The sequence below is a fragment of the Citrobacter sp. RHBSTW-01044 genome, from assembly GCF_013781945.1.
Lineage (GTDB): Bacteria > Pseudomonadota > Gammaproteobacteria > Enterobacterales > Enterobacteriaceae > Citrobacter > Citrobacter braakii.
Genome location: NZ_CP056180.1, coordinates 2,833,442 through 2,852,570, shown reverse-complemented (window position 1 = coordinate 2,852,570; position 19,129 = coordinate 2,833,442). Strand labels below are relative to the sequence as shown.

Genomic DNA, 19,129 nt, shown 5'->3' with positions numbered 1-19,129 from the left:
GCCTGAATGGGCGCTTTTTTATTGCTGAAAACAAGAGGTAATGACATATGTCAGTACAAATTTCTGGCGTATTTAAAGACGGGGCGGGGAAACCGGTACAGGGTTGCACTATTCAGCTGAATGCGAAGAAAACCAGCCCGACCGTTGTTGTGGAGGTGATTTCATCCACTGTTACAGACGCGAACGGCCACTACAGCATTGAGGCTGAACCGGGTTATTACAGTGTGTCACTGATGCGGGAAGGGTTTCCGCCCTCTGTGGCTGGCGACATTTACGTGGCCCCGACTGATGCGCCGGATACCCTGAATGCGTTTCTCGATGCACCAAAAGATGCAGATCTGCGCCCGGGGGTGATGAAACGCTTTGAAGAAATGGTAAACCGTGTAGTGGATTTGAGCGGTGCAACAGAAAAGGATCGGGAACGCGCCGAACAGGCCGCACAGTCAGCGGAACAAAGTAAGGATTCGGCAGCCCTTTCTGCAACGGCTGCAGCAGAGTCACAGAAGCAGGCAGCACGCTCTGCAGATGCTGCTGATGTGTCTGCCCGCTCTGCTGATGATAATGCCCGACAGACCGCGCAGGACGTTCTGGCCTGTGCAGCGGATGCGGACAGTGCGGCAAAGTCTGCACAGACAGCGACGGAGCAGGCCGGACAGGCAAAAATCGCCGCCGATACGGTACAGAAAGCGCAGGAGGAAGCGGGAGTTTCGGCACAGTCAGCAGCAGGAAGTGCCGGAAGTGCTGCTGCAGCAGCACAAACAGCGGGTGAACATGCCGGTAATGCAGCCGCATCTGAAATTTCAGCGCGTGAAAGCGCCCTTACGGCCACGCAGGCGGCAGAACAGGGTGATAACAGCGCGGCAGCTGCAGTGCTAAGTGAACAGCATGCCAGGGAGTACAGCGAAAAGGCTGCTAAATCAGAGGCTGCGGCATCAGCCAGTGCAGAATCGGCATCTTCCAGTGATGCATCAGCCCTGCAGTCAGCCGAAAAGGCTGAGAAACAGAAAAATGCAGCCGCTGAGAGTGTCACCCGTGCAGAACAGGCCAGAGATGAGGCGCTGACTTCCCGGAACGAGGCAGTGGAGGCCGCTGAAACAGCGGCGACAGACGCTGCGGAGAAAGCCGCAGGCAAGGTTTCGGAGCAACTGAAAGCTGCTGTAGCTGATGATACTCAGCGCGCCGAAGCCGCAATGGCTGGCGCTGAAAGCGCGGCAGTAGCCTCACAGGGATACCGTGATGAAGCGAGGGATATTGCTGAAAGTCTGAAGCCAGGAGACGCCAGCACCACGCAGAAAGGGCTTGTGCAGTTAAGCAGCGATGACGACAGCGACAGTGAAGCCTATGCAGCGACACCGAAAGCCGTTAAAAAAGTCAAAGACCTGGCAAACCAGAAGGCCCCACTGGACAGTCCGGATCTGACAGGGACTCCAACTGCCCCCACGCCGCCATTAAGTGTCAGTAACAAACAGATTGCGAATACCGAGTACGTTCAGGCTGCGGTTGCTGCATTAGTTGGCTCATCCCCTGAAGCTCTGGATACGCTGGCTGAGTTAGCGCAGGCATTAGGAAATGATCCTAATTTTGCAACCACGATGCTCAATGCGTTAGCGGGTAAACAGCCGCTAAATGAAATACTGACGTCGCTGTCCGGGCTGTCTACCTCCGGAAGTAAATTGCCATTTTTTAGCAGTAAAAATACGTTGATGTTGACGGATCTGACGACGACCGGGCGTGGGTTGATTGCTAAAAACTCAATAAATGAAATTATCACATACCTTGGTTTGGTAGAAACGATAAATTTAGCAGCTGGCGCGGTGCCTTCAACGCGCAGAGTAAACGAAAAAGCGCTTACAGATGATATTTACATCACCTCACAGGATATTTTTAACGGGCAAGTCTTGATGATTGGTGCAGACCAAAATCTGGACAATTTCCAGACGCCGGGGCTGTATGCTCAGGATATGAATGTTAATACCAGTACGGCACTGAATTACCCGGAGAATAATGCAGGTTCTCTGATGGTACTGAGAAGCGCCGGAGTGACACAGATTTACCGCGTGTACAATTCATCCCGCAGTTATACACGTAGCAAGCATTCAACGCAGGCATGGACTCCCTGGGTACCTGATGATTCTTTTCCGGTCGGCGCACCTATTCCCTGGCCGTCTGATACAACTCCGCAAGGGTATGCTTTAATGCAGGGGCAACCTTTCGATAAAGCAGCCTATCCATTGCTTGCGATTGCGTATCCATCGGGTGTTATCCCGGATATGCGAGGCCAGACGATTAAGGGTAAACCGAACGGTCGTGCGGCACTTTCATATGAACAGGATGGTGTTATATCGCATACCCACGGAGCCAGCGCATCCAGTACGGATTTGGGAACTAAAACCACATCATCGTTTGATTACGGCACTAAGACTTCAAACACTACCGGTGACCATAACCACAACAGAGGTACTATGGAAATTACTGGTACTCTCGGTTACTTCAGAAGTGATAATAGTAGCTTCTATACAGCAAGTGGAACATTTACACTTGGTGGCTCTACAGCGGCTAAAAGTTTTACAGGTTCTAATTTTACTTATGGTGTTCCTGTAAACTTTAACGCTTCCAGAACCTGGTCTGGCGTCACAAACACTACGGGTAACCATGCGCACTCTGTTGCAATTGGCGCTCATGCACACTCCATTGCTATTGGTTCACACGGACACTCCGTCACTGTTAACGCTACTGGTAACGCGGAAAACACTGTCAAAAATATTGCGTTTAACTATATTGTGAGGCTTGCCTGATGACTTTTGAAATGACCGGAGAAAATCGGACTATTACTCTCTACAATCTTCGTGCAGATACAAATGAATATATTGGGAAATGTGAAGGGTTTATCCCTGCTAATACCGGATTACCTGCTTACAGTACCAATATTTCTCCGCCGCCAGCGAAGGCCGGTTTTGTCGCTGTATTTAATCTTAAGTCAGAAAAATGGTCACTGGTTGAGGACCATCGCGGGAAAATTGTCTACGACATTCAAACCGGGAAAGCTACCACGATTGACCAGTTAGGTAAGTTACCTGACGATGTTGTTTCCGTCGCGCCGGAAGGCCATTTTGTTAAGTGGGATGGAGCACAGTGGGTCCACGATACCGATGCGGAAAATAAACATCTTCTGATGCTGGCCGAACAGGAAAAAATAAATCTTCTGGCGGTCGCAACATCCGCTATAGCCCCCTTACAGGATGCTGTTGATCTGGGCATGGCAACGAAGGTTGAAACCGCACTTTTACTGGAGTGGAAGAAATACCGTGTCTTGCTTAACCGGGTAGATACCTCAAATCCAGAATGGCCTACTCAACCGAATATTCAGGCCAGTTAATATCAGGGGCGGAAGACAAATCGATGCGACGTAACTCAGTTCGATAGCTTCGCAACGCCGCCAGTTCTGTTTCCTCGCTGGCTGATATATCGATGTCTTTTGTGCAAGAGGACTAAAGTTAACCGCAGAAGAGTGGGCTCAGGCTGGAAGGTTGATTGCTGCAGGTGAGTCAAGAAAACGTTTGGCTATAATTTATGATGTAGGGGTGTCGACGCTATACAAAAAATTACCTGCGCGGTGTTGAGAAGACGCCACGCGTCGTCGTATGCGAGAACGGGCGGCGGCGAACTGGCGAACGTTCGATAGTGCGAGTATTGAATGATTGCCAGTCACGGCGGATTGTACTTAAGCAATATGATGGTTCAAGGCGTTTAATCTGAAACCAGCCACAATCAGCCTCTTCAAACATTTCCTGAACAGTACAGCTAATCTGTTCCTTCCCATACTTGCTGGCGTCAGTGTTGATCGCCGGCAGTGTCATGAGCGGTTTTACCCGAACACCAGCATCGGGGGAAGAACGCTCCCTCATCATACTCAGCCCCCTTGAATGCTATCATGTTCACGATGTTTGTACATGTAGGGAGACATGTACTTGATTGAAATGGAGACATAAATCTCACTTATATAGTTTTGTACTATAGTATGATGTCAGTTTCTAATGGAAAGTATAAAGAAACAACTATTGTTGCCGATAATCTATTTTAATTGTATGTTCAACATTGTATATTGATAGTGGAATGTATGTTGTCACAAAGGGTTAGGATATATTAAGAGGTTTGTGTGATAAAGAACTACAAATTGACTACACTTAAGCCCTATGTGATATCAATCACATTTTCATTTTTGCTGTTTTTGTCGTTAACTGAGATTTCTACTTATTATATATATAAGGAGCGTATCGGTTCATATACAGAACGAGTATTGAATAGAAGTGTTAGTCTCATTCAACAGATTGATGAAATAAATGATGGTTATGAGATGTTTGATGCTTATAGTCCCTGTAGTGAACTACAGCTTCATGCTGTAAGAATCGCTCTATGGCCTTATGCACTTATAAAGGATATATCATTTATTTCTAATGGGGCAATTACTTGTACTGCGTTGTGGGGAAAGTTGCCAGCACCATTATTACTCAACATATACGATAGAAAAGTTGAAAAGGATAACTTGACGTGGTTTTTTGGCGTGTTGTTGGAAAATAATGTTAAAGCTGATTTACTAAGCAACCAAAAATTAGCTATAACGATTTCACCATTTGCTTTTAACAGATTTGCTACAGACCATGAAGAGAAAGGATTTTCAGCAATTGTCGGCAATAGAGATCATTCTCTTCATTTGTTTAGGTTTGGTGAACTGGTCGATCTGCTTGAGGAGGCTAAACATGATAAATCCTATCAGTTAGGAATTATTACTACGCAAAGTTGTAATGGAAAACATGACATCTGTGTCATGGGAGGAGTTAAATTTCCGTGGGTGAGTTTCGATAATTGGTTAATGATATTGTTGATTGCATTTACATCTATTGTAACAGGTGTTCTTTTAGGTGTTGTTTATAATCAAAAGGTTGCACGCAAACAATCATTAGTATCAAGATTAAAAAATGCCATAAGAAATGAATCATTATATCTTGTATATCAACCTATTTATAAAATAAAAACCGGTATGGTTCTTGGTGTAGAGGCACTAATTAGATGGGATGACCATGATATTGGTAGCATTCCTCCTGATATTTTTATCCCTATTGCAGAGAGACATAATTTAATTCAAGATGTAAGTAATCTTGTATTTCGAATGGTAGTAAAAGAAGCTAGGTCCCTTTCTGAAAAATTTAATGTCTTTATAAGCATTAATGTTAGTTCACAAGACCTTTTGTCTGAATCTTTTCAAAGAAAAGTGTTTCAGATGATCGATGAATTAAATATAAAGCCCGGAATGATAATGATGGAATTAACAGAAAGACAGAGTGCGGATCTAAATTCACTCCAAAAGGTAATTTCTTTATTTAATGATAAAGGTATTTCAATAGCCATTGATGATTTCGGGACGGGCTATTCAAATTTAAACTGGCTGTCAAGTTTACAAATAGATGAAATTAAAATTGATAAATCAATTACAGACTCTATCGATGAATACTCTATAAGTAATAATTTATTATCAGGATTGGTAGAGATTTTTAAAGATATAACTCATAAGGTCGTATTCGAAGGTGTGGAAACATCAACTCAGGTTAATTATTTAACTGAAATGTTCCCTGAGTGCGGTGTACAGGGATGGTATTACTCAAAGCCGTTATCTATAGATAAATTGACAAAATTAGTCGAGGATGCCAATTTGCCTTAATAGTTATTACTTTATTTTCATTGTTTTCACATTCTATATAACACGCGTAACCGCGAGCTATATAAATTTAGCTGCAGAAGGATTTTGATATCTTGCCGCATTCAATCAGCTAGTTGGCTCAAAATTGTATGGAATGTCGCGTTCACCTTCTTCAGCGAGCAGGGCAAGATAGTCCTCTCGTGTCATTGACTGTGAAAAGCGTCCACACATAGAAACCTCCAGCCATATGTCAGACTAAAAGTATTGGGCAGTAAGAAAAAGTGGTGCGCACCGTTAAAGATTTAAACGGAGCTTGTAAAATAAATCGGAATGATTTCTTTGTGAATTGATGAATTCCGAAAGTGAAGGGGGCCTTAATCATTGTGTTCGAGAGCGATTAATAGACAACATTTGACGGACTTTTTCCCAGTAATTCCCCGAAGCTTCCCCTTTCAGAAAACAGACATAAAAAAACAGCCGTAACAGGCTGGTTATTAAAGGATTTTTGGTCGGCGCGAGAGGATTTGAACCTCCGCCCCCCCGACACCCCATGATGGCGAGTTACCGCTTAAGGGCTGCTATGTGCCATGAGCAGACAGTTCGTACGTAACTATTGTGCTCAGATTTTTCATTGAAGGGATTATTGCGCATATCTGAACCCCACCGCTATGGTCGGTTTGTCCCCGGCTGGGGAAGTCCGGAATGCGTTCACCCTAAGAGGATATTCCGCTTATCCTCTGGGGTAGTTTTGGATTAGTTAAGCTTGTTTTAGGTACACGAGAGTATATTTAATATTCTCTCCGTAAGTTTATCCTCATAACCTTCCTCTACTGGATGATTGAATTTTACAAGAGGACCAGAACTTTTGGCTTGATCATAAGATCTTTCAAGTACTCCAGGTTCAGCACTCATGCTGTTTATCACAGTAGATAAAACGCTAATAGCAATCTTTGATGCGTGAAGGTCGAGTCTCAGATCGTCTAGATTTCTCTCAAGGATTTCAACGCGTTCATTTAAGTCAGCCATTTAATCTCCTGGGTGTCTGGGAAGAAGGGTATTACCACACGATCGCCAATACTGGCCGCTGTCACTTCCGGTTTTGTCTCAACGGCCTCTGTCATAAACTCATGGCCAAAGATGTCACCATGAAGTGCACTGGGGTTTACCCCGATAAGTATGCGGGGCCCGAACCACAGATAGCACTTTACGTTACACGAATAACAATATCTTACGGCGTTTATATACCGGGTTAAGGTAGTGTGTGGTTGCGGGCATGAAGACGGCTATGATAAGTCATTGCTTTCATCATTAGTTCTCCCGTTATTCATCTCGTGCAATCACTCGTTATAACGTCCCGGTCCCGCCGTCAGAACACCAGACCTGCCCGGACGTATAGCTGTTCTCTGGGGAAGCCAGGGTGACATATAGTGGTGCAATTTCCGAAGGCTGACCAGGTCGACCAAGTGGTGAATTAGCACCAAACTGCTCAATTTTCTCCTGTGGTTGGCCGCCACAGCATTGAAGAACCGTCCAGTAGGGACCGGGGGCAACGGCATTTACCCGGATCCCTTTCGGTGCCAGTTGTTTTGCCAGCGATTTTGTAAAAGCTACGATAGCCGCTTTGGTCTGAGCATAATCCAGTAGGATCTCGCTGGGCTCGTAGGCTTGAACTGATGAGGTGTTTATAATCACGCTACCAGGGGATAAATGTTGGAGTGCCGCTTTAGTAATCCAGAATAACGAGTAGACATTGGTCTTGAATGTTGCATCAAAGGCATCAGTTGTAAGTTCCTCAATCGACTCACAGAATTGCTGGCGACCCGCGTTATTGACCAGGATATCGAGCCCACCTAAGGTCTTAACCACCTGACTAATCAATTGCTGGCAAAATGTCTCTTCACGGATATCACCAGGGAGTGCCACGGCTTTTCTTCCTGCTTTCTGAATTAGATCGACGACCTCACGAGCGTCCTCTTCTTCATCAGGCAGGTAGTTGATTGCCACATCCGCGCCTTCACGTGCAAAAGCAATTGCGACTGCTCGTCCAATTCCTGAATCACCTCCGGTAATTAACACTTTTCGGTCAGTAAGGCGACCGCTTCCCTGATAACTTTCTTCACCATGATCCGGACGTGGTTGCATTTTTCCGGCAAGTCCCGGAAAAGGTTGTCTTTGGTGTGGAAAAGGTGGAACAGGAAAACGTTCTGAATTTGTCATATTCGTATCCTGTTTCTCATTATATTTATCCGCCATTCCATCACCTCTCTATATTTACTTGGAAGAGCTAATAAGCGTAGATCAAAATTCACAGCTTGTATCTTAATAATTTCCGTATCAGATTAATCCTGGTTTTAATATTTTTTATTTTTTTGTGCGTGGTCGGTGAGTTAGCGTGTCTTTAATATCATGTTAGCCTTAAAATAAGCCAAGCGAGAGATTTGTAATGTATTGAAAAATAAAGGTGGAAAAATGGTGGATGCCGGAATTAAATTTGACTAAGTCAGGATTACCGCTAACGTTAAGCACTGAACAACGACGGGTACGAAATACACTTTTGTATCTGACTGGCATAACCGATATATGAGGTGATATATGGCAGAGCATCGTGGTGGTTCCGGTAATTTCGCTGAAAACCGAGATAAAGCATCTGAAGCAGGCCGCAAAGGTGGTCAGCACAGCGGGGGAAACTTCAAAAATGATCCGCAACGTGCATCTGAAGCCGGTAAGAAAGGCGGGCAGAACAGTCACAGTGGTGGCCGTAAGTCTGACAATTCCTGATTATTAGTTTCAGTCTCATCTTTTAATAAAAAAGAGTGTCCTGCGGGTCTGGATTAGACTCGCAGTATTTCTCTAGCCCTGAAGGAATCCATATGAATATGAAAACTATTGAAGATGTATTTATTCACCTGCTTTCAGACACCTATAGTGCTGAAAAACAATTAACGCGCGGGTTGGCTAAACTTGCCAGAGCGGCGTCAAATGAAAAACTCAGTGCGGCTTTTAATGCACACCTGGAAGAAACTCGGGGGCAAATAGAGCGTATAGACCAAATCCTTGAACAAGAGCCGGAAATTAAGCTTAAACGTATCAAATGCGTGGCTATGGAAGGACTGATTGAAGAAGCTAATGAGGCCATAGAAGGCACTGAAAAAAATGAAGTTCGCGATGCGGCGTTAATCGCTGCGGCACAGAAAGTAGAGCACTATGAGATAGCCAGTTACGGCACTCTGGCCACCCTAGCGGAACAACTGGGTTATAAAAAAGCGGTGAAACTTCTCGCGGAAACACTTAAGGAAGAAAAAGATACCGACCTGAAACTCACCGACCTTGCGGTAGGCAATATCAATAAAAAGGCCGAGAAAAAATAAAATTACTGACTCGAGGAAATCACGATGAATTATATTGAGCATTACCATGATTGGCTACGGGATGCGCATGCGATGGAAAAGCAAGCGGAATCCATGCTGGAATCAATGGCAGGCCGTATCGATAATTATCCTGATTTACGTGCCAGAATAGAGCAACACCTGACCGAGACAAAACGACAGATTACCGTGCTGGAAGAGATTCTTAAGCGAAATGATATCTCGCGTTCTGTACTAAAAGACTCGATGAGTAAAATGGCCGCGTTTGGCCAGTCGATTGGAGGCATGTTACCCTCTGATGAAATTGTAAAGGGAGCGATCAGCGGCTATGTATTTGAACAATTTGAAATAGCTTGTTATACCTCGCTCCTGGTTGCTGCTGAGAAAGCGGGTGACACCGCGTCCATACCTGCCATAAAGTCAATTCTGGCGGAAGAACTCGATATGGCTGACTGGCTTCTTAAGCATCTCCCGAACACGACGGCGCAGTTCCTTTTGAGATCTGATGCAAACGGCGTCGAAGCGAAAAAATAAGTTCTTTTCAGACTATTTCTGGCAATGCATGCACTGACAAACCACAGTCAGTGCCGTTGCCAGGCTGAAACTTCTTCCACTAAAACCTCAAGGCTATAACAGATCGCTTTTTCAATGACATCCTGACAACTGCCGGAGAAAATGGTTCGTTTTGTTACTATCTGCCCGCGGAAATTCCACGCAAACCAGATTGTACCCGCGGGAGTACCATCCTCTCCGCCGTCAGGCCCCGCATAGCCGCTAATGGCAATACTGATATCTGTTCCGGCGCGTACCCGGGCGCCTTCAGACATTTCTATCACCGTCTGTTCACTTACAGCGGTATATTTCTCCAGCGTACTGGCCTGCACACCAAGCATTTTCTGTTTTGCACTGTTGCTAAAGGTAATGATGCCAATATCATAAAACGCGGCGGTATCTGCCTCTGCGCAGAGCGCAGCAGCCAGACGTCCACCCGTGCAAGATTCAGCTGTGGTTAAGGATAATCCGCTGTCAATGAACGTATTCGCGATCTGTTTTGTTAACTCGCCAGTGGTTTTGGTTTTGTTGTACGCTGATTTTTTCATTTCCCCCCTTAATCCTCATCAGGAATGACTGAAATATGGCCATTACGCTCAAGGATTGCATACTTAATTTTCCCTGGTTCCGTAATGCCCTGACTCTGGCGTGCAGCCACCAGAATATCATCGAGAGAGACATCAACCATTTTCATTTTCTCCATTAACGGTTCGCCGTGGTCCAGCAGAATCACCGGTGAGCCATCAAGAGCAGATTCAGCGCCGCTCATCTGTTTTTTAATGAATCCGAAAAATATATCGATCACTACCAAAGTGACAATGGTGAGCATCGCCCCTGTTATGGAAAAATCATTGCCAAGTAATGCCTGTTGTGTGGCTTCACTAATAATCAATAATAAAATCAGGTCGAAACTGGTCATTTGTAATAATGCGCGGCGTCCAACAATCTTAAATACGACGAGTAAAATAAGATAAATTGCTAAGGCTCTCAGCACCATTTCCATAATGATCTCCTATGGATAAATAAACTGACTGAAACGAATTTCAGGGCCGGAATTTAACTGGATCACACTCATGGCGCTTCCGGGTTTTACTGGTGTAACAAGTAACCAGATTGATATATTTTCTTGTTTTTTATTGGCATTATACACGAGGTACAGATCATCTCCCTTGCTGTACATTCTGTCAGGTAGAGGCCAGATATTTTCTGTTTCATAGAAAGCATTGAAATCTCCACCAATACGATAAATGTTCCCCTCAGAATGTTGACCTGTAGTCGAGATCTTTAATTTAAACTCTGTCTGCAAACGACCAAATCGCTCAAAATCCAGTGTCACTTCTCCGGTAGTATTCTTACTCACGGCATTACTGAAATAACCATCCGAAAAAACACCTAATACCGCCAGGGAAATAATAATGAGTAAAACAGCGAATCCAACCTTATGAAATTTCGACTCAAAATTCAGAAAGTAATGACTTTCTTCAATGCCGGGGACTGTCTGTTTTTTTCTGGGCATGTTTGACCTCTCTGTTTTGCTTGTATCTCGCCAGTTAGATGATTTGTAACGATATTACTTTTTAAGACAGTTCCAGTTTGCCAGATTAAGGAATAGCAACCAGACTTAATAAGTCAAGTTGTTACTGAGGTAAGGACGGAATGAAATTATACGTGATACCATTAATATATTGTTTTTTAATCCCGACAGTTTTCGCTGACGATGACAATGGTGGACTGAAAAAAGATACTGCGCCGCCACCACCACACGCTCTGGATGAGGGGTACCGGGGTACAGAAGATGCGCGAATCATGACGGTTCAACAAGCCAAAAGTATGCATGATGGTGCAACCATCTCCCTGCGCGGGAATCTGATTGATGGTCAAGGTGGAGATAAATTTGTTTTTCGTGACAAAACCGGCAGTATTTATACACTGATTCCACTTTCTGTCTTTGACGGTCGCACGGTAAAACCCGATCAAATGATCAGTATTAACGGCAGTCTTGACACCAAAACGCAACCTCCTGTGGTTCGCGTTAACAGAATACAAAAGTAACATTACTACTGCTCTGCAAATTTCCCGACGCAGAGTAACCCATGCTGGAAGCGTGGTATGGCATACCAGAAGAACTATCCTAAGGTCTGCTTATCGCTCATAGCGGACTTCAGCGGCAGTAAAAGCTTTATCATCGAGGTTTGCCAATAGTGGTAGCGCGTTGAATGCGCCGGCGAAAAACTTGGATTCTTGGCGAAAACTCTTCCCCAAAACTAAAATCAAAGTTTAGATAATCAATGAGTTGTAAAAGGTAGCCACTGGCTGTTTTTGAAAGTAGAAAGCATGATAATTTCAATTATATCAAATGGTAGCTATGAATTTGGCAATGTAATGCTGCGTCACATTGGTTGAGCTAACTGGGGCCCCTGATTTTTCACATTTCCAACGGCACGCGTCACCGCGTGTCGTATAAATTTATCAGCCGGTACGGCACCATCGGCCCGATGAATAAAGCAAGGCTGTTTCTTGTCGTCTTCCTTTTTCCATTCTTACCAGCCATCAGCTAAGCAAATTACACGGCCATGCTGCCAGAGTGGTTTAAACATTCTGCTGATGGTTGCAGTTTCAGAACGTGCATAAATTAGCGGCAGCTTAGACCACCATCGATTGTTAATTTTTGGGGGCAAATTTGGGGGCAAAAATCAGTTCGGGGCATGATTTGGGGCGATGAAATGACTCACATTGCCCGAAATTGTCCAAGGCGATTTTTCATTAACTGATTGATTTTATGGTAATTGACTGTAATTGCTAAATTTACAAAATCAATTTTATAGTCTAACGCTGATTATGTGGCTGTGGGGATAGACATTTAATAAACCGCGGGAAGGGAGCCATTTCGTTCATGAAATAAAAAGCCGGATAAGGTGATAGCCTCCATCCGGCTAAAATACGCATTAGCTCGCCTGTTTTTTCATCATGCTGAAGATAAACAGCAGCGCAGCACACAGCACCACGGAAGGACCTGCCGGGGTGTCATAGAAGGCCGAGAAGGTCAGCCCGCCTGTAACCGCTATCATTCCCACACCAACGGCAACCCCTGCCATCTGTTCTGGCGTACGGGCAAAGCGACGGGCGGTTGCCGCAGGGATAATAAGCAGCGAGGTGATAATTAACGCCCCGACAAATTTCATCGCCACACCAATAGTTAATGCTGTGACCAGCATCAGCAGAAGCTTAACGCGTTGCAGCTTCACGCCATCCACAAATGCCAGATCCGGACTGATGGTCATCGACAGCAGGTTGCGCCACTGCCAGAACAAAATCGCCAGAACGATAACCACCCCAATGGCGATGGAGATAAGATCTTCTGGCGTCACGGCGAGCAAATCACCAAACAGATAGGCCATCAGATCTACACGGATGTTGGACATCAGGCTGACGACAACCAGCCCTAATGACAGCGCACTGTGGGCCATAATGCCCAATAAAGTATCGATCGCAAGGTGAGGGCGCTTTTCCAGCCATACCAGACCGCCTGCCAGCAACAAGGTGACGACGATGACCGCATAGAAAGGGTTTACATCCAGCAGCAGGCCAAAGGCGACCCCCAGTAGCGAAGCGTGGGCCAGCGTATCACCGAAATAAGACATTCGACGCCAGACCACAAACGAGCCGAGCGGGCCAGCGGCACAGGCCAGCATGATCCCGGCTAACCAACCGGGTAATAACAATTCAATCATGAGTGACCATTTCCCCGGCGTAAGACGATACGACCCTGTAAATCGTGGCGGTGATTATGATTATGACGGTAAATTCCGAGTTGTTCGGCACCGCGTTGTCCGAACATTGAGATGAATTCCGGGTGCATGGAAACCACTTCCGGCGCACCAGAACAACAAATATGATGGTTCAGGCACAGTACCTCATCGGTTTTTGCCATCACCAGATGCAGGTCATGAGAAACCATTAGTACGGCGCAATCCAGTTCACGTCGCAACTGATCGATAAGATCGTATAGTGCGACCTGCCCATTGACATCCACGCCCTGGGTTGGCTCATCAAGCACCAGTAGCTGAGGTTTATTCAATAAAGCACGGGCCAACAGGACGCGTTGTGTCTCCCCGCCAGAGAGTTTTTGCATCGGCGCATTCATCAGATGTCCGGCCTGAACACGCTTCAGTGCCGGAAGGATATCTTCTTTTTTGGTGCCGGGACGCAGGCGCATAAACCGACTTACCGTCAGCGGAAGCGTCGTATCGAGGTACAGTTTTTGCGGCACATAGCCAATCCGCAATCGACCATTACGCTTGATAACTCCCTCATCAGCCTCTACCAGCCCTAATACAACGCGCACCAGCGTAGATTTCCCGGCACCATTTGGGCCGAGAAGCGTCAATATTTTACCGGGTCGAAGTTCAAGCGATACGTCAGAGAGGACGCGGCGTTGACCATAAGAGACCGAGACATTTTCCAGTGAAACCAAAGTCGTCATATCAATTTTAGTCTTGCAGAAGTTATAGAATGTTATAATATCACAATTCTCACATTCATTACGATGATTGGTCGCATTATGTTACATAAAAATACGCTTCTTTTCGCAGCATTATCCGCTGCTCTTTGGGGTAGTGCAACACAGTCGGCAAATGCCGCTGTCGTGGCTTCTCTTAAGCCACTGGGGTTTATCGCTTCAGCCATTGCTGACGGGGTTACTGACACCCAGGTTCTGCTGCCTGACGGGGCTTCCGAACACGATTACTCATTGCGTCCTTCAGACGTAAAACGCTTACAGGGCGCGGACTTAGTCGTTTGGATTGGACCTGAGATGGAAGCGTTTATGGAAAAATCAGTCAAGAATATTCCTAACGCAAAACAGGTAACGATTGCGCAGCTCAATGACGTGAAACCGTTACTCATGAAAGGTGCTGACGACGATGATGACGATCATGGACATAATGATGCCGGCAGTGAAAAAAGTGACGAGCATCACCATCACGGCGATTACAACATGCATCTTTGGCTTTCCCCAGAGATAGCACGGGCCTCAGCGGTTGCAATCCATGAAAAATTAGTGGAACTTATGCCGCAAAGTCGAGCCAAACTTGACGCCAACCTGAAGGATTTTGAGGCACAATTAGCCGCAACCGATAAGCAGGTAGGTAACGAGCTCGCGCCGCTCAAGGGAAAAGGTTACTTCGTTTTTCATGACGCCTATGGCTACTACGAAAAACACTACGGACTAACACCGCTTGGTCACTTTACCGTGAACCCTGAGATTCAACCTGGTGCGCAGCGTTTACATGAAATAAGAACACAGTTGGTTGAGCAAAAAGCAACCTGCGTTTTTGCTGAGCCACAGTTCAGGCCAGCGGTCGTTGAAGCCGTCGCGAGAGGGACATCCGTTCGAATGGGAACGTTGGATCCGCTCGGAACGAATATCAAACTGGGTAAAACAAGCTATTCAGCGTTTTTGAACCAATTAGCCAACCAGTATGCGAGCTGCCTGAAAGGAGATTAATGAGGAAGTGATTACGTGCAACAGATAGCCCGCTCTGTCGCTCTGGCATTTAATAATCTGCCGCGGCCCCATCGCGTTATGCTGGGGTCGCTTACCGTACTGACATTGGCCGTCGCTGTCTGGCGGCCCTATGTTTACCATCCTGATTCTGCACCTATCGTCAAAACTATCGAGCTGGAAAAAAGCGAGATTCGTTCACTATTGCCTGAGGCCAGCGAACCTATCGATCAGGCCGCTCAGGAAGACGAAGCTATCCCACAGGACGAACTGGATGACAAAACGTCTGGTGAAGCCGGCGTGCATGAGTATGTTGTCTCCACGGGCGATACGCTGAGCAGTATTCTGAATCAGTACGGCATCGATATGGGTGACATCAGTCAGCTCGCGGCTTCCGACAAACAACTGCGTAATCTGAAAATTGGTCAGCAACTGTCCTGGACGTTAGGCGCGGAAGGTGACTTGCAGCGCCTGACCTGGGAAGTCTCCCGTCGTGAAACCCGTACTTACGATCGCACCGCGACGGGTTTCAAAATGAGCAGCGAAATGCAGCAGGGCGATTGGGTTAACAGCCGAATCAAAGGCACCGTGGGCGGAAGTTTTGTCGCCAGTGCCAAAGATGCCGGACTGACCAGCTCTGAAATCAGCGCAGTGATTAAGGCCATGCAGTGGCAGATGGATTTCCGCAAACTGAAAAAAGGCGATGAGTTCTCGGTACTGATGTCTCGCGAAATGCTGGACGGTAAACGTGAGCAAAGCCAACTGCTGGGCGTACGCTTGCGTTCTGAAGGCAAAGATTATTACGCAATCCGTGCTGAAGACGGTAAGTTCTATGACCGCAACGGTACCGGACTGGCGAAAGGCTTTATGCGTTTCCCGACGGCTAAGCAGTTCCGCATCTCTTCCAACTTTAACCCGCGTCGTCTGAACCCGGTGACCGGACGCGTTGCGCCGCACAAAGGTGTCGACTTTGCGATGCCGCAGGGGACGCCGGTGCTGTCGGTGGGTGATGGCGAAGTGGTTGTAGCCAAGCGCAGCGGCGCAGCCGGATACTATGTTGCGGTTCGTCATGGTCGCACCTATACCACGCGTTATATGCACCTGCGTAAGTTGTTGGTCAAACCAGGACAAAAAGTGAAACGTGGCGATCGTATCGCGCTGTCTGGCAATACCGGGCGTTCTACGGGTCCGCATCTGCACTACGAAGTCTGGATCAACCAGCAGGCAGTGAATCCTCTGACGGCGAAACTGCCGCGCACAGAAGGTCTGACCGGGTCGGACCGCACCGATTACCTGGCACAGGTGAAAGAGGTTGTTCCTCAGTTGCGTTTCGATTAATTAACACGCTGACAGAGCCGGTACGCTATGCGTGCCGGCTTTTTTATTTTGTACGGCGCATCGCGCGCCGCTACACTATCAGCAGATCTACTTTTCGCCGCACCAGACACTGGAAGAGCATGGAAACGAAAAAAAAGAATATTGAATATATCCCTGAGTTTCACAAATCATTTCGCCATCCGCGCTACTGGGGGGCGTGGCTGGGCGTGGCGGCGATAGCAGGTATTTCGTTAACGCCGGCATCATTTCGCGATCCAATTCTGGCAAAGCTCGGAAGAATGGCAGGGCGGCTGGGAAAAAGCTCGCGTCGCAGAGCACTGATCAATTTATCCCTCTGCTTTCCTGAGCGCAGCGAAGCTGAGCGTGAAGCTATTGTCGATGAGATGTTTGCGACTGCACCTCAGGCGATGGTCATGATGTCGGAACTCGCCATACGCGGCCCGGAAAAAATTCAGCATCGGGTCGACTGGCAGGGGCTGGAAATCATCGAAGAGATGCGTCGCAACGATGAAAAAGTGATTTTTCTGGTTCCTCATGGTTGGGGCGTAGATATCCCAGCGATGCTGATGGCTTCCCAGGGACAGAAAATGGCTGCGATGTTCCACAATCAGGGAAATCCGGTATTCGATTATGTCTGGAACACGGTACGCCGTCGTTTTGGTGGTCGTTTGCATGCGCGTAATGATGGCATCAAACCGTTTATTCAGTCTGTACGTCAGGGATATTGGGGATACTACCTGCCGGATCAGGACCATGGTCCTGAGCACAGCGAGTTTGTGGATTTTTTTGCTACCTATAAAGCCACGTTACCGGCAATTGGCCGCCTGATGAAGGTGTGTCACGCCCGTGTGGTGCCGCTGTTCCCGGTATACAATGGGAAAACGCATCGCTTAACGATTCAGGTTCGTCCTCCGATGGATGACATCCTGACGGCGGATGACCACACCATTGCCAGACGAATGAACGAAGAAGTGGAAATCTTTGTGGCGCCGCATCTCGAGCAATACACCTGGATTCTAAAACTGCTTAAGACGCGCAAACCCGGTGAAATTGAGCCTTATAAGCGCAAAGATCTTTATCCGAAGAAATAAAAAAAAGCCTCTCAAACGAGAGGCTTTTTTACATCAAACGGGGCGTTACTCGACGGTCAGAATACGCGTGGTATTCGTTGAGCCAATGGTGCTCATGACATCGCCTTGCGTCACAATGACCAGGTCGCCGGAAACCAGATAGCCTTTATCGCGCAGCAGATTCACTGCTTCATTGGCGGCAACGACGCCGTCAGTTTCGCTGTCAAAGTGAACTGGGGTGACGCCGCGATACAAGGAAGTAAGATTCAGCGTACGTTCATGACGAGACATCGCGAAAATCGGCAGACCAGAACTGATACGTGAAGTCATCAGCGCAGTACGACCGGATTCCGTCATTGTGATGATAGCGGTGACCCCTTTCAGGTGGTTAGCGGCATACATCGCTGACATGGCAATCGCTTCTTCAACGTTATCAAACTGCACGTCAAGGCGGTGTTTAGAAACATTGATGCTCGGGATCTTCTCAGCACCCAAACAGACGCGTGCCATAGCCGCGACGGTTTCAGCTGGGTACTGACCTGCTGCAGTTTCTGCAGAGAGCATAACGGCATCGGTACCGTCGAGGACGGCGTTAGCCACGTCCATCACTTCCGCACGGGTCGGCATTGGGTTGGTGATCATCGACTCCATCATCTGCGTGGCGGTAATGACCGCACGGTTCAGCTGACGTGCGCGGCGAATCAACGCTTTCTGAATACCTACCAGCTCAGGATCGCCAATTTCAACGCCCAGGTCGCCACGCGCCACCATCACCACGTCGGAGGCAAGGATGATGTCATCCATCGCATTCTGGTCGCAGACGGCTTCTGCACGTTCTACCTTGGCGACAATTTTCGCATCGCAGCCAGCGTCGCGCGCCAGACGGCGGGCATAGTTCAGATCTTCGCCGCAGCGCGGGAAGGAGACGGCCAGATAGTCAACGCTGATTTGCGCAGCGGTGACGATGTCGGCTTTGTCTTTTTCGGTCAGGGCTTCAGCAGAGAGACCGCCGCCCAGTTTGTTAATGCCCTTATTGTTGGACAGCGGGCCACCGACGGTAACTTCGGTGAAGACTTTCATGCCCTGAACTTCCAGCACTTTAAGCTGTACGCGACCGTCGTCGAGCAGCAGGATATCGCCTGGGACGACGTCAGCAGGCAGTCCTTTATAATCAATACCGACTTTTTCTTTGTCGCCTTCGCCTTTGCCGAGGTTGGCGTCTAACAGGAACTTGTCGCCAACGTTAAGAAATACTTTACCTTCTTTAAAGGTTGATACGCGGATTTTAGGTCCCTGCAGGTCACCCAAAATAGCTACATGACGTCCCAGTTTTGCGGCAATTTCACGGACCTTATCCGCCCGCAGTTTGTGATCTTCTGGAGAGCCGTGAGAAAAGTTCATACGTACGACGTTCGCACCCGCGGCGATAATCTTTTCAAGGTTATTATCGCGGTCAGTTGCCGGGCCTAACGTGGTAACGATTTTGGTTCTGCGAAGCCTTCTGGACATGTAATACTCCGTTGACTGAAACAACTTGGTGTTGCGTGAACATTAATCCGGTCGTTCTCAAATATTAACGGTAAATGAACGACCCGGATGATAAAAG

General features: G+C 47.1%; 20 protein-coding genes and 4 pseudogenes. 11 read left to right on the top strand and 13 right to left on the bottom strand.

What is annotated here, in order from left to right:
- Positions 1 to 47: 47 nt before the first annotated feature.
- Together HV352_RS13905 and HV352_RS13900 are read left to right on the top strand one after the other, a co-directional pair.
- A complete protein-coding gene (locus HV352_RS13905; RefSeq protein ID WP_075847163.1) occupies positions 48 to 2,795 on the top strand; it encodes a prophage tail fiber N-terminal domain-containing protein in 2,748 nt (915 codons plus the stop codon).
- On the top strand, positions 2,795 to 3,376 hold the full coding sequence (locus HV352_RS13900; RefSeq protein ID WP_075847165.1) for a tail fiber assembly protein: 582 nt from the start codon (positions 2,795 to 2,797) through the stop codon (positions 3,374 to 3,376). The genes HV352_RS13905 and HV352_RS13900 overlap by 1 nt, the downstream gene beginning before the upstream one ends.
- Here HV352_RS13900 and HV352_RS13895 read toward each other — a convergent pair.
- Positions 3,348 to 3,431: a tail fiber assembly protein gene (locus HV352_RS13895; RefSeq protein ID WP_306299935.1), complete on the bottom strand. Its 84-nt coding sequence runs from the start codon at positions 3,429 to 3,431 to the stop codon at positions 3,348 to 3,350. The genes HV352_RS13900 and HV352_RS13895 overlap by 29 nt on opposite strands.
- A 60-nt stretch (positions 3,432 to 3,491) precedes the next feature.
- On the opposite strand from HV352_RS13895, the pseudogene HV352_RS13890 reads away from it, so the two are divergent.
- A pseudogene (locus HV352_RS13890) lies at positions 3,492 to 3,620 on the top strand (helix-turn-helix domain-containing protein); the annotation flags it as partial.
- A gap of 147 nt (positions 3,621 to 3,767) precedes the next feature.
- Here HV352_RS13890 and HV352_RS13885 read toward each other — a convergent pair.
- Positions 3,768 to 3,887, bottom strand: a pseudogene (locus tag HV352_RS13885) (DinI-like family protein); the annotation flags it as partial.
- A gap of 287 nt (positions 3,888 to 4,174) precedes the next feature.
- On the opposite strand from HV352_RS13885, the gene HV352_RS13880 reads away from it, so the two are divergent.
- Positions 4,175 to 5,716, top strand: a complete 1,542-nt coding sequence (locus tag HV352_RS13880; RefSeq protein WP_249415443.1) for an EAL domain-containing protein — start codon at positions 4,175 to 4,177, stop codon at positions 5,714 to 5,716.
- A gap of 114 nt (positions 5,717 to 5,830) precedes the next feature.
- On the opposite strand, the pseudogene HV352_RS13875 reads toward HV352_RS13880, so the two are convergent.
- The 4 genes and pseudogenes from HV352_RS13875 to HV352_RS13860 all read right to left on the bottom strand — a co-directional run.
- Positions 5,831 to 5,926, bottom strand: a pseudogene (locus HV352_RS13875) (SOS response-associated peptidase); the annotation flags it as partial.
- A gap of 537 nt (positions 5,927 to 6,463) precedes the next feature.
- The gene (locus HV352_RS13870; RefSeq protein WP_181634821.1) at positions 6,464 to 6,721 is read right to left on the bottom strand and encodes a hypothetical protein; all 258 of its coding nucleotides are present in this window, start codon (positions 6,719 to 6,721) and stop codon (positions 6,464 to 6,466) included.
- Positions 6,709 to 6,816, bottom strand: coding sequence for a hypothetical protein (locus HV352_RS23705; RefSeq protein ID WP_230330203.1), 108 nt, complete (start codon positions 6,814 to 6,816; stop codon positions 6,709 to 6,711). Before HV352_RS23705 ends, HV352_RS13870 begins: the two co-directional genes overlap by 13 nt.
- Before the next feature lie 223 nt (positions 6,817 to 7,039).
- Positions 7,040 to 7,948 carry an SDR family oxidoreductase gene (locus HV352_RS13860; RefSeq protein WP_016152752.1) on the bottom strand — a complete coding sequence of 303 codons (909 nt, stop codon included), beginning with the start codon at positions 7,946 to 7,948 and terminating at the stop codon, positions 7,040 to 7,042.
- Between the two features lie 339 nt (positions 7,949 to 8,287).
- Here HV352_RS13860 and HV352_RS13855 point away from each other — a divergent pair, with 339 nt between their 5' ends.
- The 3 genes from HV352_RS13855 (at position 8,288) to HV352_RS13845 (ending at position 9,594) form a co-directional block, all read left to right on the top strand.
- Complete coding sequence (locus tag HV352_RS13855) at positions 8,288 to 8,473, top strand: general stress protein (protein ID WP_016152753.1); 186 nt, start codon at positions 8,288 to 8,290, stop codon at positions 8,471 to 8,473.
- A gap of 92 nt (positions 8,474 to 8,565) precedes the next feature.
- A complete protein-coding gene (locus HV352_RS13850; protein WP_016152754.1) occupies positions 8,566 to 9,063 on the top strand; it encodes a ferritin-like domain-containing protein in 498 nt (165 codons plus the stop codon).
- Between the two features lie 24 nt (positions 9,064 to 9,087).
- Entirely contained in the window at positions 9,088 to 9,594 is a 507-nt protein-coding gene (locus HV352_RS13845; protein WP_016152755.1) for a ferritin-like domain-containing protein, read from the top strand.
- Positions 9,595 to 9,641: 47 nt separating this feature from the next.
- Here the strand turns inward: HV352_RS13845 and HV352_RS13840 are convergent, their stop codons facing one another.
- From HV352_RS13840 to HV352_RS13830, 3 genes are read right to left on the bottom strand one after another with little or no spacing between them, the layout of a single operon-like run.
- Positions 9,642 to 10,160, bottom strand: a complete 519-nt coding sequence (locus HV352_RS13840; protein WP_016152756.1) for a 2-oxo-tetronate isomerase — start codon at positions 10,158 to 10,160, stop codon at positions 9,642 to 9,644.
- Between the two features lie 8 nt (positions 10,161 to 10,168).
- Positions 10,169 to 10,615, bottom strand: coding sequence for a YetF domain-containing protein (locus HV352_RS13835; RefSeq protein ID WP_075847167.1), 447 nt, complete (start codon positions 10,613 to 10,615; stop codon positions 10,169 to 10,171).
- Between the two features lie 9 nt (positions 10,616 to 10,624).
- Positions 10,625 to 11,128 (bottom strand): hypothetical protein, encoded by a 504-nt coding sequence (locus tag HV352_RS13830; RefSeq protein WP_016152758.1) that lies wholly within the window; start codon positions 11,126 to 11,128, stop codon positions 10,625 to 10,627.
- 140 nt (positions 11,129 to 11,268) lie between these two features.
- Between HV352_RS13830 and HV352_RS13825 the strand changes: the two genes are divergently transcribed.
- Positions 11,269 to 11,664 carry a YdeI family stress tolerance OB fold protein gene (locus HV352_RS13825; protein ID WP_016152759.1) on the top strand — a complete coding sequence of 132 codons (396 nt, stop codon included), beginning with the start codon at positions 11,269 to 11,271 and terminating at the stop codon, positions 11,662 to 11,664.
- A gap of 338 nt (positions 11,665 to 12,002) precedes the next feature.
- Here the strand turns inward: HV352_RS13825 and HV352_RS13820 are convergent.
- The 3 genes and pseudogenes from HV352_RS13820 to znuC form a co-directional block, all read right to left on the bottom strand.
- Positions 12,003 to 12,266: pseudogene (locus HV352_RS13820) on the bottom strand (SOS response-associated peptidase family protein); the annotation flags it as partial.
- A 291-nt stretch (positions 12,267 to 12,557) separates the two neighbouring features.
- A complete protein-coding gene (gene znuB, locus HV352_RS13815; protein WP_016152760.1) occupies positions 12,558 to 13,343 on the bottom strand; it encodes a zinc ABC transporter permease subunit ZnuB in 786 nt (261 codons plus the stop codon).
- Positions 13,340 to 14,095, bottom strand: coding sequence for a zinc ABC transporter ATP-binding protein ZnuC (gene znuC / locus HV352_RS13810; RefSeq protein WP_016152761.1), 756 nt, complete (start codon positions 14,093 to 14,095; stop codon positions 13,340 to 13,342). The genes znuB and znuC overlap by 4 nt, the downstream gene beginning before the upstream one ends.
- Before the next feature lie 78 nt (positions 14,096 to 14,173).
- Here znuC and znuA point away from each other — a divergent pair, with 78 nt between their 5' ends.
- From znuA to lpxM, 3 genes are all read left to right on the top strand, one after another.
- The gene (znuA, locus tag HV352_RS13805) at positions 14,174 to 15,118 is read left to right on the top strand and encodes a zinc ABC transporter substrate-binding protein ZnuA (RefSeq protein WP_019076521.1); all 945 of its coding nucleotides are present in this window, start codon (positions 14,174 to 14,176) and stop codon (positions 15,116 to 15,118) included.
- A gap of 15 nt (positions 15,119 to 15,133) precedes the next feature.
- Positions 15,134 to 16,453, top strand: a complete 1,320-nt coding sequence (gene mepM, locus HV352_RS13800) for a murein DD-endopeptidase MepM (RefSeq protein WP_016152763.1) — start codon at positions 15,134 to 15,136, stop codon at positions 16,451 to 16,453.
- Positions 16,454 to 16,572: 119 nt separating this feature from the next.
- Complete coding sequence (gene lpxM, locus HV352_RS13795; RefSeq protein ID WP_080858667.1) at positions 16,573 to 17,544, top strand: lauroyl-Kdo(2)-lipid IV(A) myristoyltransferase; 972 nt, start codon at positions 16,573 to 16,575, stop codon at positions 17,542 to 17,544.
- Positions 17,545 to 17,589: 45 nt separating this feature from the next.
- Here the strand turns inward: lpxM and pyk are convergent, their stop codons facing one another.
- Positions 17,590 to 19,032 carry a pyruvate kinase gene (gene pyk, locus HV352_RS13790; RefSeq protein ID WP_046276423.1) on the bottom strand — a complete coding sequence of 481 codons (1,443 nt, stop codon included), beginning with the start codon at positions 19,030 to 19,032 and terminating at the stop codon, positions 17,590 to 17,592.
- Positions 19,033 to 19,129: the final 97 nt, after the last annotated feature.

What these genes read in the sequence shown, in the direction of transcription:
- HV352_RS13905 (WP_075847163.1), top strand. Translation starts at nt 48, where the DNA reads ATGTCAGTACAAATTTCTGGCGTATTTAAAGACGGGGCGGGGAAACCG.
- HV352_RS13900 (WP_075847165.1), top strand. Translation starts at nt 2,795, where the DNA reads ATGACTTTTGAAATGACCGGAGAAAATCGGACTATTACTCTCTACAAT.
- HV352_RS13870 (WP_181634821.1), bottom strand. Translation starts at nt 6,721, where the DNA reads ATGGCTGACTTAAATGAACGCGTTGAAATCCTTGAGAGAAATCTAGAC.
- HV352_RS23705 (WP_230330203.1), bottom strand. Translation starts at nt 6,816, where the DNA reads ATGACAGAGGCCGTTGAGACAAAACCGGAAGTGACAGCGGCCAGTATT.
- HV352_RS13860 (WP_016152752.1), bottom strand. Translation starts at nt 7,948, where the DNA reads ATGGCGGATAAATATAATGAGAAACAGGATACGAATATGACAAATTCA.
- HV352_RS13855 (WP_016152753.1), top strand. Translation starts at nt 8,288, where the DNA reads ATGGCAGAGCATCGTGGTGGTTCCGGTAATTTCGCTGAAAACCGAGAT.
- HV352_RS13850 (WP_016152754.1), top strand. Translation starts at nt 8,566, where the DNA reads ATGAATATGAAAACTATTGAAGATGTATTTATTCACCTGCTTTCAGAC.
- HV352_RS13845 (WP_016152755.1), top strand. Translation starts at nt 9,088, where the DNA reads ATGAATTATATTGAGCATTACCATGATTGGCTACGGGATGCGCATGCG.
- HV352_RS13840 (WP_016152756.1), bottom strand. Translation starts at nt 10,160, where the DNA reads ATGAAAAAATCAGCGTACAACAAAACCAAAACCACTGGCGAGTTAACA.
- HV352_RS13835 (WP_075847167.1), bottom strand. Translation starts at nt 10,615, where the DNA reads ATGGAAATGGTGCTGAGAGCCTTAGCAATTTATCTTATTTTACTCGTC.
- HV352_RS13830 (WP_016152758.1), bottom strand. Translation starts at nt 11,128, where the DNA reads ATGCCCAGAAAAAAACAGACAGTCCCCGGCATTGAAGAAAGTCATTAC.
- HV352_RS13825 (WP_016152759.1), top strand. Translation starts at nt 11,269, where the DNA reads ATGAAATTATACGTGATACCATTAATATATTGTTTTTTAATCCCGACA.
- znuB (WP_016152760.1), bottom strand. Translation starts at nt 13,343, where the DNA reads ATGATTGAATTGTTATTACCCGGTTGGTTAGCCGGGATCATGCTGGCC.
- znuC (WP_016152761.1), bottom strand. Translation starts at nt 14,095, where the DNA reads ATGACGACTTTGGTTTCACTGGAAAATGTCTCGGTCTCTTATGGTCAA.
- znuA (WP_019076521.1), top strand. Translation starts at nt 14,174, where the DNA reads ATGTTACATAAAAATACGCTTCTTTTCGCAGCATTATCCGCTGCTCTT.
- lpxM (WP_080858667.1), top strand. Translation starts at nt 16,573, where the DNA reads ATGGAAACGAAAAAAAAGAATATTGAATATATCCCTGAGTTTCACAAA.
- pyk (WP_046276423.1), bottom strand. Translation starts at nt 19,032, where the DNA reads ATGTCCAGAAGGCTTCGCAGAACCAAAATCGTTACCACGTTAGGCCCG.